At 54.3% G+C, this 12800-nt stretch carries 10 protein-coding genes and 2 tRNA genes; 5 read left to right on the top strand and 7 right to left on the bottom strand.

All coding sequences use genetic code 11. From position 1 onward, the window contains the following. Window positions 1-28: 28 nt before the first annotated feature. Both B5E62_RS17080 and B5E62_RS12770 read right to left on the bottom strand, forming a co-directional pair. Window positions 29-970, bottom strand: a complete 942-nt coding sequence (locus tag B5E62_RS17080; protein ID WP_242957914.1) for a transcriptional regulator — start codon at window positions 968-970, stop codon at window positions 29-31. Between the two features lie 303 nt (window positions 971-1273). After that, complete coding sequence (locus B5E62_RS12770; RefSeq protein WP_242957912.1) at window positions 1274-2131, bottom strand: tyrosine-type recombinase/integrase; 858 nt, start codon at window positions 2129-2131, stop codon at window positions 1274-1276. A 139-nt stretch (window positions 2132-2270) separates the two neighbouring features. Between B5E62_RS12770 and B5E62_RS12765 the strand changes: the two genes are divergently transcribed. Next, window positions 2271-3113 carry an acyltransferase domain-containing protein gene (locus B5E62_RS12765; protein ID WP_087174932.1) on the top strand — a complete coding sequence of 281 codons (843 nt, stop codon included), beginning with the start codon at window positions 2271-2273 and terminating at the stop codon, window positions 3111-3113. A 269-nt stretch (window positions 3114-3382) separates the two neighbouring features. Then, window positions 3383-3880, top strand: a complete 498-nt coding sequence (locus B5E62_RS12760; RefSeq protein ID WP_087174931.1) for a QueT transporter family protein — start codon at window positions 3383-3385, stop codon at window positions 3878-3880. A gap of 114 nt (window positions 3881-3994) precedes the next feature. Here the strand turns inward: B5E62_RS12760 and B5E62_RS12755 are convergent, their stop codons facing one another. The 5 genes from B5E62_RS12755 to B5E62_RS12735 form a co-directional block, all read right to left on the bottom strand. Then, the gene (locus B5E62_RS12755; RefSeq protein ID WP_087174930.1) at window positions 3995-6424 is read right to left on the bottom strand and encodes a hypothetical protein; all 2430 of its coding nucleotides are present in this window, start codon (window positions 6422-6424) and stop codon (window positions 3995-3997) included. Further along, window positions 6421-7602 (bottom strand): class I SAM-dependent methyltransferase, encoded by a 1182-nt coding sequence (locus B5E62_RS12750; protein WP_087174970.1) that lies wholly within the window; start codon window positions 7600-7602, stop codon window positions 6421-6423. Before B5E62_RS12750 ends, B5E62_RS12755 begins: the two co-directional genes overlap by 4 nt. Before the next feature lie 110 nt (window positions 7603-7712). Then, on the bottom strand, window positions 7713-10337 hold the full coding sequence (locus tag B5E62_RS12745) for a sensor histidine kinase (RefSeq protein ID WP_087174929.1): 2625 nt from the start codon (window positions 10335-10337) through the stop codon (window positions 7713-7715). A 12-nt stretch (window positions 10338-10349) separates the two neighbouring features. Continuing rightward, window positions 10350-11045 (bottom strand): response regulator transcription factor, encoded by a 696-nt coding sequence (locus tag B5E62_RS12740; protein WP_087174928.1) that lies wholly within the window; start codon window positions 11043-11045, stop codon window positions 10350-10352. A 97-nt stretch (window positions 11046-11142) separates the two neighbouring features. Next, window positions 11143-11772, bottom strand: a complete 630-nt coding sequence (locus B5E62_RS12735; RefSeq protein WP_162610308.1) for a GH25 family lysozyme — start codon at window positions 11770-11772, stop codon at window positions 11143-11145. Window positions 11773-11957: 185 nt separating this feature from the next. On the opposite strand from B5E62_RS12735, the gene B5E62_RS12730 reads away from it, so the two are divergent. The 3 genes from B5E62_RS12730 (at window position 11958) to B5E62_RS12720 (ending at window position 12607) form a co-directional block, all read left to right on the top strand. Next, entirely contained in the window at window positions 11958-12275 is a 318-nt protein-coding gene (locus tag B5E62_RS12730) for a sporulation initiation factor Spo0A C-terminal domain-containing protein (RefSeq protein WP_191384747.1), read from the top strand. Window positions 12276-12430: 155 nt separating this feature from the next. Beyond that, window positions 12431-12501 (top strand) — tRNA-Gly (locus tag B5E62_RS12725). A 35-nt stretch (window positions 12502-12536) separates the two neighbouring features. Next, a tRNA-Gly gene (locus tag B5E62_RS12720) sits at window positions 12537-12607 on the top strand. Window positions 12608-12800: the final 193 nt, after the last annotated feature.

Genomic DNA, 12800 nt, shown 5'->3' with positions numbered 1-12800 from the left:
CTCAGCCTGGGTGTCTCCACATTTTTTCTCACGTACTCTGCCTGTTTATGACCAGACCGCCACTCTTTTTTTCCACTTCAAAAATCAGCGGATGGGTCTTGCCCCACCCCGGATCTCGGTCCGCCTTTTCCTTCCACTCATAGTAGGACTCCAGAAATCCCCGCTGGATCGCCTGCTCTGCCTCAAGCCTGGCAGCTACCGCCTCACCGTAGTCGGAAAAGCTTCCCAGATAGTAGCGCTTCCCCTTGAAGCCTATGTCTACCCGGTATTTGCCTCCCTTCAGCTTAAACACCCCACGGAAGCCGCTGGTGTTGTCCCGGCGGGACTTCCGCTTCTCCAGTATCTCCACACAGGTGCCATCAATACGGTTAAGCTTGCCGGCAATCTTTCTTTGGTTTTCTCTCTTCAGACAGCCGCAGCTTGCACAGTTTCCGTGTACCAGGGCGTCCTCTGTCGCCTCTGTCTCATTACCGCAGTCACATTTGCAGCGCCAGTATACAGCTCCCTTCCTGTCCCTCCGGTCAGTGGGCTCTATAGCAGTCAGCCTGCCGAACCTCTGCCCGCTCAGATCTACCCGGTTATGCCTGTGATCGTGGGCATGGCAGCCGCAGCTTTTCACCTTCCCCGCCTTCAGGTCCCTGGCAAGGACCGCCTTCTCTTTTCCGCAGTCGCAGCGGCAAAGCCAGCAGGTGCGGCCTCCCTTGTTCTCTGTTCTCCTGAGCACGGTCAGATAGCCAAAGGTCCTTCCGCTCAAATCCTCCGCCACATTGCCCCGCTGGGCTGTTGCCCTGGGAACACAGCCGCAGCTTGTAACAGTGCCGGCCTTCAGCCGCTTTGTGTTGGCCAGGATCTCGCCTCCACAGTCACACCTGCAGCGCCACAGCCTGTACCTGTCCTGAGTCTGTCCTGTACACTCCGTGACCACCAGCTTCCCAAATCTTTTTCCAATCAGATTATTTTTCTCTGACATCATTCTTCTTCCTCTCCCCTCCTCTTTCAGGTACAGCGAGAGCTGTTTTACAACATAACGTTAATTATGTTGTAAAGTACGGTTTCCTTTGAAATAAGTGGGCTTTCAGGTAATCGGTGAGCTGAGGACGTTAAAAGAAGGACGTGTGAAATAAATATACGCAATGCACATGCTGTATAGAATAAATTGATATTTTGTATTGTATTGTCGATTTTATTGACTTTTTGAATTATGTAGTATAAAATTATTAAGAATTCACTATTTTTAGTTTTTATGGACAGTTTGTTTACAACATAATTAACGTTATGTTGTTTCAAGCAGCTTTATCCTTTCAAGATTTTTCTTCCATGCCGTCAGCCCGTCCGACGCGTAGATCCTTGTCACCTCCAGACTGCTGTGTCCCAGGATATCCGCCAGATTGAGAAGATTTTTTGTTTCCTTATAAAAGGTCCGTGCAAAGAGGTGGCGCAGATTGTGGGGAAATACCTTTTTCAGCCCGATTCCTGCCTCTGCCGCAATATCCTTCATCTCCCGCCAGATATTGGAACGGTCCTTCGCTCTCCCCGTCCGTGTCCTGAACACGATCCCGGCTCTGATCCGATTCCGGCTGATGTAGAGGAGCAGCTTGCTTCTGAGAAGCGCAGGGAGGATGACCAGCCGGCATTTTCCCTTGTTCCACACCTTCACGATCCCGCTCTTTACATTGTCCACCCGGAAAAACTTCAACTCGCTCACACGTATCCCTGTGGCACACATCGTCTCCATGATCATGGCAATCTGCTCTTTCCCCTGGCCTCTGGCCTTCCTCACCAGCCTCTGAAATTCTCCCTTTTTCAACTCCTTTTCCAGATACTGGATGTCCATTCTCTGGACTCTGACGCGCTTCAGTCTCAGTCTCTCCATATCGGCAAATACAAGATACTGGTTCAGCGCGGCGATCATAGAATTCACGCTACTGACAGAATAATTATCTATAAGCCACTGCTTGTAGCTCATCAGGACTTCTTTATCGACCTCTTCTCTTTGATCCATAAACCAAAAGAATTTTCTTACATCCCGGAGATATTTTCCGATCGTTGCCTGAGAATTCTCTCTTTCCTGCAGATATTCCTGAAACCTCTCCAGACTGTATTCCCTGTTCCTCACTGTACCTTTCATCATTACAAATCCTCCTGGATATATTTTTTGCTTTTAGTGTTCTTATAATACTCCCCTGTCATACATCAAAACGCAATCAGCTTTTCGCTGTCTCCCTTCTGTGCTACAATAAAGCCAGATTAATAAGGGAGGGTATCTGCTCATGAATTTTTTGTCTGATTTTGAACTGGAACTGCTGTGCCACGCTATCGATCTGCCGGGGGAATGCCGCTCTCATGTCCGCTGCTTTCACCAGAGTCACGGATTTGAGGCGCTCCTCCCACAGGCCCGCCCCCTTCTAAAGGCTCTTCTTATCCCCGCCGCCTGGGATGATGCCCTGGCACGCCTGAAAGCACTGATAGGAGACGATCCCAGAGGCATGAAGGTCCTCACATTTATGCTCGTGTGCTGCGGGGAAACCTGGGATTCCTATCAGTCTCTTGGCATTTCCGATGATATATATATCGAGACCCTGAAATGCTTTACCCGCTTTATAAACGAGCACCTGGAAAGCTACGGGACCTTCGGCTTTGACCGGGATTTCTGGACCATGCGCCAGCTTTCCGCCCGGCTCTTCCGCCTGGGCACGCTGGAATTTGAGCTGACAGAGGACAGGGGACAGAAGGCGGTCCACGTCCACATCCCCTCGGACGCGGACCTCTCCCCTCAGGCCCGCCACCGCTCCTACGATACAGCGCGGGACTTTATCGCCCGGCTTTTCCCCGCATACGAGGGCGTCCCCTTTCTTTGTACCTCCTGGCTCCTGAGCCCTGCCCTGAAGGAATGTCTGCCGGAGAGCTCCCGCATTCTCTCATTTCAGAGTGAGTACAAGGTGACAGAAGTATTTCCGGATCACGACCAGTTCCTCACATGGGTGTACAAGCGTCCGGACATTCCCCTGGCCGACCTGCCGGAGAGCACCACCCTGCAGCGGAATCTGAAAAAATATCTGCTGGCTGGCGGCCGGATAGGGGAAGCCGCAGGAGTTCTGGATCTGCATCTCTGATATGACCAGTACCGGACCACTGCCTTACATGGTATATCGGACAAATCCCGGACATTCCTTGATTTTTCCATCCTGCCATGCTATACTATGCTCCGTTGCAAGGCCCATCATACGCCAGGGTGAAAACCAGGGGCTGCAGGGGCTTGCCGCCGATTCCCGGCGTTATGGGAAGTTCCCAGAGCCATCCACCGGAGGCCTTTGGGAACCGCTCAGGCGCGAGTGTTCGAGACCTTCCACTCGTAAAACAAAACTAAAGGAGAGAACTGAATATGAAGAACAAGAATGTAGCATTTATGACACAGGCAGCCATGATCGCTGCCATCTACGTGGTGCTGACCTACATTTTCGCACCTATTTCCTTCGGGGAGATCCAGGTGCGGATCGCAGAGGCACTGACCATCCTGCCCCTCTTTACACCGGCGGCCATCCCGGGACTTTTCATCGGCTGCCTGCTGGGAAATGTTGTGGGCGGTGCCCTTCTTCCGGACATCATCTTCGGAAGCCTGGCCACACTGATCGGCGCCGTCTTCACCTGGCTGCTGCGGAGCCACAGGCCGGTCATCGGCACACTGCCTCCCATCATCGCGAATGTAGGCATCGTCCCCCTGGTGCTGCGGATCGCCTACGGCGTAAACCTGCCGCTGCCCTTCCTCATGCTGACAGTAGGCATCGGAGAGGTGCTTTCCTGTACCATCCTGGGACTCATTGTCTACTATGCGCTGAACCGCTATCGGAACACTTTATTTCCAAGGGCTGCTGCCATGTAGGCCGGACCCGGCATAAATCTACTGTTTTGCCCGGATAAATAAAAAAGGGGCGCAGGACGGTCCTGTGATGTGATACACACAGACGTCCTGCGCCCCTTTCTCTTTGTTCTGTTCTTATTCTAATGCACTGATAAATGTGCGTCCGCTTCCCGCCAGAAGGCTGTCCATCTGCTCATAGGAGATCGCCGTCCTGTTTCCCGTTGCCGTCTCGATGTAGGTCACATAGGACTGGTCGTAGCCGATCAGGATCACAGAGCTCCCGTCCCCCACAACGCCCACTACAGGCATGTTGTTATTGACAATGTACAGCATCTCTTCTGTGGTGCACCCGGTCAGGTCCAGGATCTGGCCGCCCAGCACCTCCCGGACCGCGTCCACGGCGGAGGCGTCCCCCGCCAGTCTCTCCCGCAGAGCGTTCACCGCGTCGTCCCTGTCCGTGATGAGATATTCCAGATACCGGTTTCCTCTCTCCCACACATATTTCTGGTCCCCGGACACCACTACGCCGCTGACCTCGTCCGCCTTTACAATGGCGTCCCCGGCCCTGTCGTAGGTTCCCTGGAAGCGCCCCGTTCCGTATACGTAGTACACATCCCCCTCTCCTGTCTCCTCGAAGGCCACCTGGGCCGCCTGCTCATAGAGCACCTGCTTGGGCCTCAGCACCTTGGGATCCCTGTCTGGAATGCCGTCCGCAAAGGTCAGTCTCATCTGAGTCTCCTTCAGGTCTGTCACATAGGACTCGAGGGAAATGTTGCTCTCCTTTTTCTCCTCATTGCTCGTGATCTGGCTGGATGCTATCTGCGTGTATGAGTCCCCGCTCTTCACCACCCGCTCCAGGTTGATCATGCCGCCGGACACCTCCACGCCCAGCACATAGTCGCTGTCCGACTGATAGGTCCTCTGCACCTTGTCGGCACTGCTGCGTATCTCTACCTTGTACATGGGATAGACCTCCTCGCCGGAGACTGTGCGGCCCGCATCCGACTGTCTGGACATGCCGCACACAAAATCCGCGTTCACAAATCCCAGTGGCCGGATGGAGGCGTCCTGCTCCGCCTGCACCGTGTAGCTGTCCCCGGTCTCCAGGTCCATGACGGTGACCTCCGAAGCCTCGTACAGCGTGCCGCTGGTCTGGTAGGCCGCCATCTGCCCGTCGTCCGAGGTCACGTACTGCCCTTCTTCCAGGCCCTCCGCAAGGACTGTCTGCTCTTCATTGGCCATATCGATCTCATAGAGAGTGCCCCCTGCCAGCACATAGAGCATCTCCCGGTCCACGCTGTAGTAGACCAGCTTTCCCAGCTCCTCCGAGGCAACCGCGGCGGACTTGCTGCTGGGGATAAACGCCTTCTCGTCAATGTTATTCTGCTCAGCCTGATAGTAGTAGATGGCCGCCCCCACTTCCCCTTCGTGAGAACCCCGGTTCATATAGCCGTAGACGGCAAAGGTGACATTCCCATTTCCATCCATGCGCAGAAGACGGATCTCGTGTTCATCCGTCAAATTGCGGATGTCCTTGCTCTCTGAGTCCATAAAACTGAAGAGAAGGGACATCTCATCCGCCTCCTGGTTGTAGTACCAGAGCTCGTTCGCCTGGATAAAGGCCACCCGGGTGCCATCCTCGCTGACAAGATAGGGCACCTCCGGGTCCGTGATGCCAAGGAGGATCCCCTTCTCGCTCAGCACCGTCTGGGAGGGGTCAAATACCTGCTCCATAGTCCGGTCATAGTCCAGGAGATACATCGTGCCGGACGCGTTCCTCACACGGAAAAATTCTTTCACCCTATACAGGTCCTGCTCATTTTCCTCTCCCGCACACTGCACCTGGTATTCCAGGATGACCGATGTGTATGTAGAGTTGGACTCGGTGATCTTCCACCGCTCAGTCCCCGTCACCTGGGGCTGCAGGCTTCCCCAGGACACATGGTCATAGTCGGAATTGATGGTCACATGGTAAAAGCTCGTCCCCTCCTCACCGCTTGGCTCGAGGGCTGCCCCCACACCCACGTTCTCCACCTTTCCCATAGCATTTACATGGTAGTCGGAAATATATTTCATGCACTCCGGAAGGGAAAAGCCCGTCCCGTCCGCTATCCTCGTATAGTAGTAGATTTCCCGGCCGTCCACATGGAGGGTCAGGAGGAGGAGCCGCTCCTCTGTCAAAAGCTCCGCGTCAAAGGTAAGGCTCACGGTCTCCTGGGGATCATCCACACTCTCCTGGGAGAGCTGCCGGGAGCCGTCCAGGGTGTACACCTCATAGTCCAGGGACTGGACCCGCGCGTCGTAGGTCTGGATGTGCAGCTCCAGGGTCTGGTCTGTCACCGGGGTGATGCTGTCCCGCATGGTAGTCACATCCATCTCCCGCACATAGCCGGTCAGATAATTCACCTCATATCCCTGACAGGCAAAGGACACCGAGGGCAGGGTCGCTGTCCCCAGGTCCGCAGTCATATTGTTGTTTCCTCTGTTTGTCACATAGCTGAACACGATGACCGCCGCGACGAAGACGGCGGCCAGTATGCCCGCGTGTATCAGGCGTCTCTTCATCTGTCTGTTCCTCGCTCCGCATCTGACTTGGTATCTAACAGCCTCCCAAGCGTGGGGCGCACATGCAGCGCCTCCTCGCATGCCTGCAGCTTCTTCTCATTGCTCCCCTTCCTTCCGGTCTTCACAGCCCGGATCAGTATATTTTTCGGCGTGTGCTCCATGTCTATGAATTCCAGTATCTGGGTCTCATAGCCCTCCCGCTCCAGATACTGGGCCCGCAGGGCGTCTGTCACCAGGGCTGCCACTCTCTCTTTGATAAGCCCGTATTTCAGCACCGGCTCCAGGACATCGCTCTCTATCTGCCGATTCAGCTCATGCTGACAGCAGGGCACCGACAGGATGACCCTGGCGTCCCACCCTATGGCCTTTGCCAGCGCATAGTCCGTAGCCGTGTCGCAGGCGTGGAGAGTGACTACCATGTCCACCCTGTCCACGCCGGTGTAATCCGCAATGTCCCCCTCCAGGAACCGCAGCTTTTCATAGCCGTATTTTTCACTCAGCTCATTACAGCGGCGGATCACATCTCTCTTCAGGTCCAGGCCGATGATACGGATATCATACCCCTTCAGCTCATGGAGATAGTAGTACATAGCAAAGGTCAGGTAGGATTTCCCGCATCCGAAGTCAAGTATGGTCAGCTCCCCGCCACCCCGGGCCCTGTCCTCAAGGCGGGGCAGGATGTCTTCGATAAATTCCAGGAAGCGGTTGATCTGGCGGAACTTGTCGAATTTTGCGTGGACCACCCTCCCCTCCCCGGTCATGACCCCCAGGTCCACCAGGAAGGGCACGGGCACGCCCTCCTCAAGGATATATCTCTTCTGCCTGTTGTGGGACAGGTCCGCCTCCTTTGCCGGCTCCCTTCTGGCCTTCTTCTTCACGGTAACCTTCCCCTTTTTGCTCACCAGAGCCGTGATGGAGGACTGCCTCGTCTCCATCTGGAGCTGCTTCATCTCTTCCATATAGAGAAGAAGGGCCGCACAGGCCTCGTCTGCCGGCAGGTTCCGGTGGAACGCCTGGTTCCCCTTAAACTCCTCTAACTGAAAGAAAAGTGTGCCCTTCTTCAGCAGGGGGCGCACCTTCACTTTGACCGCGCCGCCCTTTGTCCTTGGACTGCTCAGGGTGGCGGAGATAAAATCTGTATTTAAATTTTCTTCAAAAACTACTCTTAAATTTTCCATAGCCATATTATAGCGCAAGATGGGAAATGAGTAAATGGGGACTGGTCTTTTTCAGAAAATACCAATCCCCGTTCATTCTTTATCCTGCTTCTCTTTTCATTCCCGCGCCATTACCGCTCCGGCGCCGTCTCCCGCACCTCCGGGGCCCTCTCCCTGGCCACCCTTGGGAAGGTGATGGTCACCTTGAACAGATCGCCGTCCAGATAGAGCGTAAATGTACCTCCCTGCATCTCCGTCAGGGATTTCGCAATGGAAAGTCCCAGCCCGCTCCCTTCCGTGCTCCGGGATACATCCCCCCGGATAAAGCGCTCGGTCAGCTCATCCGCGTCAATGTTCAGGGGCTGCTCAGACACGTTTTTCAGATTAAAGGTCACGGTCTTTGCATCCACTGTCAGGTCCGCGTAGATCCTGGTGCCCTCCATGGCGTATTTGGCCGCATTGTTGTAGATATTTTCCAGCACTCTCCACATGCGCCGCCCGTCCACATGGATGATGGCCTCCTCCTCCGGGAGTGTCAGCATCTCCTTCAGTCCCCGGGCGCTGAATTTCTCCTCGAATTCCCCGCTGGTCTGCTGGATCATCTCCACCAGATTGATGTTCATGTACTCCAGGGAAATATTCCCCGAGCTCACCTTGGACGCTTCCACCACGTCCTCCGTCAGGGTCTTCAGCCTCTGGGCCTTGGCCTCCAGCACATCCAGATACCCCTGTATCTTCGGGTCTGTGAAATTCTCCCTCTTCAGGAGGTCCACGTAGTTGATGATGGAGGTGAGGGGCGTCTTGATGTCGTGAGACACATTGGTAATGAGGTCCGTCTTCAGCCTCTCATTTTTCATGCTGGCCTCCAGGGCCGCGTCAAGCCCCGCCCCAATGGTGTTTATCTTCTCCGCAATATCTCTCTGGCCGCCCTTAAGCCCCTCCAGAGGAATCTTGTAGTCCACCTCCCCGGCCGCGATCTTCTCGATGCCTGCGCCCAGCTTGTTCCTTCCGATGGCCTGCTGGATCATATAGACCGCCACCAGGATATCCACCGCAAACATGAGGAGCACAAAAAGGAATACACTCCCTCCGGACTCCAGCACGAGGAAGTGGAGGAACAGCACTGCCAGCAGCGCCAGCACGATGCGCCACACCTCGCCCATATGCCGGGCCACCCTGTGCGAAAATCCGCACAGCCATTTCAGGATGCTGTTCTTCCAGAGAGTGCCTCCCTTGATCCTGCGCACCAGGCTCAGGTAACCGACCATGAACATGGCACAGCTGAGCACCGCGATCAGGGACACGATCATCACATCCGCCACATTGATGTCAAATGCGGTCTCCGTGTAGTAGTAGGACGCGTCCCCCTGATAGACAACTCCCACAAAAGGTCCGTAGACATTGGTGGCCAGGTATACAAGGAAGAACCATGCCGCCACGGTCAGCGCCGCCGCCAGCTCTGTCCTGATCCGGTCAAAAAAGTTCAGGTGAAGCTCCCCGTCCCTGTTTGTGCGGCCGGCCACAATGGTGAGCCACACGAGGACGCCCAGGATACCGACCACCGAGAGGATGCCCATGGCGATCACTCCCTGGATGGCAGGCGCATATTTCTCATATCGCTGGTTCTGCCCGTAGTAGCTGTCCTGCACCGGGTAGTCTGTGTTGATCCCCACTGCGTAAACGAAATCCTCTCCCGCGGTTCCCATATTCTCCACGGTATGTCTCCAGTCATTTCCCTCCACGCCGTTCATATTGCTCTCAAAGTCGGCAAGAGCCGGGCGGACCACCGTGTAGCTGCCTTCCTCCTTCAGCTTCTGGATATTTTCCTCCAGGCTGTCATAATCCGCAAAGGCCGCTCTGTTTGTGCTCACCCTTCCGGAGGAGGTATCCGCATAGATATAGGTGAGATTGGTGTTTCCTTCCTCCCATGTGTCGCTTGCCGCCTCATAGTTGCTCATTTTCGACGTCACCAGGTCGATGGCTGAGTAGATGTCCGAGTAGGCGTCGTAGAGCTTTCCGTTCCAGCGCTCGTCATCGTTCACCACATCCAGGATGGACTGGGCCCCGTTTGGTTTGGCCCCCTCCTGCAGCCAGAAGCTGTCATAGTTCCAGATGGTGCGGTAGATCACCTGGTTGTTCTGGTCCACCACAGTTCCCATGCTGTCCCCCTCATACAGGGTACCCGCCTGCAGATAGGACAGGATGTCCTCCGATGTGACCCCGGTATCCGGGTCTGTCATGAAAAACAGCTCTCCCGAATCGATCCGGCTCCTCAGGTCCTCATAGTAGTAATACTCGTATGTGCCGTCCGGCTTCTGGCACACCACGACAGAATCCTCCCCGCCGTAGGATGACATGTTGTCACTGTAGGAGAGATTTCCGCTGTTCAGCCTCTCTCCCCAGTCCACCAGCTCGCGGACGGTGTACGCCAGGCCGTTTTGATTCTCTCCTGAAATATGTCCTGTGTCGCATATTGTCCGGATGTCCACCAGCTTATTTTCATCCAGCTGTCCGTCTGTCTCCAGGTCCTCCTTGTCCGCCAGAGCGTTTAGTATGCTCTGGGAGTCATAATATGCCTGCTGTCCGAAGCCCTCTGACCGGGCGTAGCTGGTCTCTGTCTCCCCCGAGAAAATATCCTGGGTCATGCCCGGATAGGCCGCCAGCCACACAAGACTGATGACCGCCAGGACCACGAGCACATGCTGGACCAGGAGCAGCACTCCCTTCACGGGAGCTGATCTATACCACTTATTCATATGTTCTCCCTTCTAAAGCTTCTCCACCTTATAGCCCACGCCCCAGACCACCTTCAGGTACCTGGGGTCCTTCGGATTGATCTCGATCTTCTCGCGGATGTGCCGGATATGCACCGCCACTGTGTTGTCCGCTCCGATGGCATCCTCATTCCAGATATTTTCATAAATCTGTTCAATAGAGAAAACTTTACCCTGATTTTTCACGAGAAGCAGCAGGATATTGTACTCGATCGGTGTCAGCTTCACCGGCTCACCGTCCACGGTCACCTCCTTGAGGTCATCATTGATGGAGAGCCCGCCTGTCGTGTACACTGCCGCGTCTGTCTCCTTTGCCGTGCTCCCAAGCTGGGTGTACCTGCGCAGCTGGGATTTCACCCTGGCCACCAGCTCCAGCGGATTAAACGGCTTTGTCACATAGTCGTCCGCCCCCACATTGAGTCCGAGGATCTTATCTGCGTCCTCCGACTTTGCAGAAAGGATGATAATGGGAATATTGTTCTCTTCCCGGATCTTCAGCGTTGCCCGGATCCCGTCCAGGCGGGGCATCATGACATCTATCACAAGAAGGTCCACATCGTTTGCCTTCAGCACGCCCAGCGCCTCCTGCCCGTCGTAGGCCTTCAGCACTTCATAGCCCTCCTGGGTCAGATATATATCGATCGCCTCCACAATTTCTCTGTCGTCATCACATACTAATATTTTTGCCATCTTTATCACCTCCCTTACATATTACAAGAATAGCAGGGATTTTTTAAGAGGCAGATGGGGAAATTCTTAAGAAATTATGAAACCGAATAAGATTTCTTCAGATAGTGCTCCCGATGGCTTCTCCCCCTGTTCCCGCCTCCCCACAGAAAGCCAGGTCCAGCCCCGCGTCCCCGTCGATCCCGCTGACCTTTCCTCTCCTGCTGTACTGCCACATGGCAATGTCTCCATCTCCGGCCCTCCCGGCGTCCCCGGCAAACCAGAGAGCATACTTCTCCCGGAGCCTGCCGTCAAACATCCGCTCCAGAAAGTCCGGGCCGCTATAGTACATGGCAGAGCATCCCGCTTCCTCCACCCTCCCGCAAAAAGCCTCCACGATCCGGGTGGCCAGCTCCCTTGTCACTGTCACCCCCCGGGACCGGACATACCGGACCGAGTCCTGCCCAAAGGCAATGCACACCGGGTATGCCACCTGGTAGTCTTCCATGATCTCCAGACACTGCCGGGCCTCCTCCCTCGCCATCTCCGGCGCGCAGGCGTAGGAGAGCCAGTACGCTCCAAAGGGGATCCCATTCCTGGCACACTCCTGGGCGTTCCTGCGGAACTGGACGTCAATGCTGCCGCTGCCAAACCCGGCACGGAGCATGGCAAAGCCCACGCCTGCTCTCTTCACCTCCGGCCATTCCACATTCCCCTGAAGGCTGCTCACATCAATTCCGAAGGCTCCCACAAATCCACCGCCTTTTATACCTTCTCCTGATCAGTATATGTCTTTTTTCCCGAAGAGTTCTCTGTGCGTCTTGTTTTATCGTGGATTGTCGGATAATGTCGTTTATAATTAGAAGCGGGCTGCTTTCCGATAATATAGAATGTGGAGTTCTGCCAGGCAGGAAGGGAGTTATAGTTATCGCTGAAATGAAAGATATTCAATACCTTGTGCGTTCTCTTGGAATTGGTGCTACATATCGGGGATATAGATATTTGATCGTTGCGGTTTCACTTTGCCTTGAAGACGAGGACTACCTGCTCGGCATCAGCAAATTACTATATCCTAAAATCGCAGAAATCTGTCACACCAGCGCGGGGAGTGTGGAGCGTGATCTGCGCACAGTTATTACCGTGTGCTGGGAAAGAGGAAACAAAAATCTTTTGCAGGCTATCTCTCCCTGCCCTCTTTTCAGCAAGCCTACAACCGGTGAATTTGTCGATATCCTGACAGGGCATTTAAGGTAGCAGAAGCAAAACGGGCCTCCTCCCTTCCTGCTTTTCTTTCCCGCCACGACAGGCAGGCTCCCACGTGCCTGATATGGATATTTATATAGATTTATTTTGATTTTCACATTTTCCCTTGCATTTTGCAACTTTCTATGATAAGATAACATTCGTTCGCGGGTGTAGTTCAATGGTAGAACACCAGCCTTCCAAGCTGGATACGTGGGTTCGATTCCCATCACCCGCTTGATTTTTTTACAAAAGCTGTTATACTAGAAATATGCAGATATAGTCTATCGGTATGACGCTAGCTTCCCAAGCTGGAAAGGCGGGTTCGACTCCCGTTATCTGCTCTTGACAGGCCGGAGATGCTGTAAGATCAGTGTCTCCGGCTTTTATGATGCCTGAATGCTGCTATTGCCATAAACCTTGAGTTTCCGCAAACTGCAATAAAAAAATAGCTATGTCTACCCAAAGTACCAATCTGCCCATTTTTTGAGAGATTTAGAATGGCAGCACCGAGAGTAGAGGCACTTTTATAAGCCC

This window comes from Lachnoclostridium sp. An118 (genome assembly GCF_002160985.1).
In the GTDB taxonomy this organism is placed as follows: Bacteria; Bacillota; Clostridia; order Lachnospirales; family Lachnospiraceae; genus Claveliimonas; species Claveliimonas stercoravium.
The sequence above is the reverse complement of the archived record's forward strand: the minus strand, read 5'-3'. Positions and strand labels throughout refer to the sequence as shown.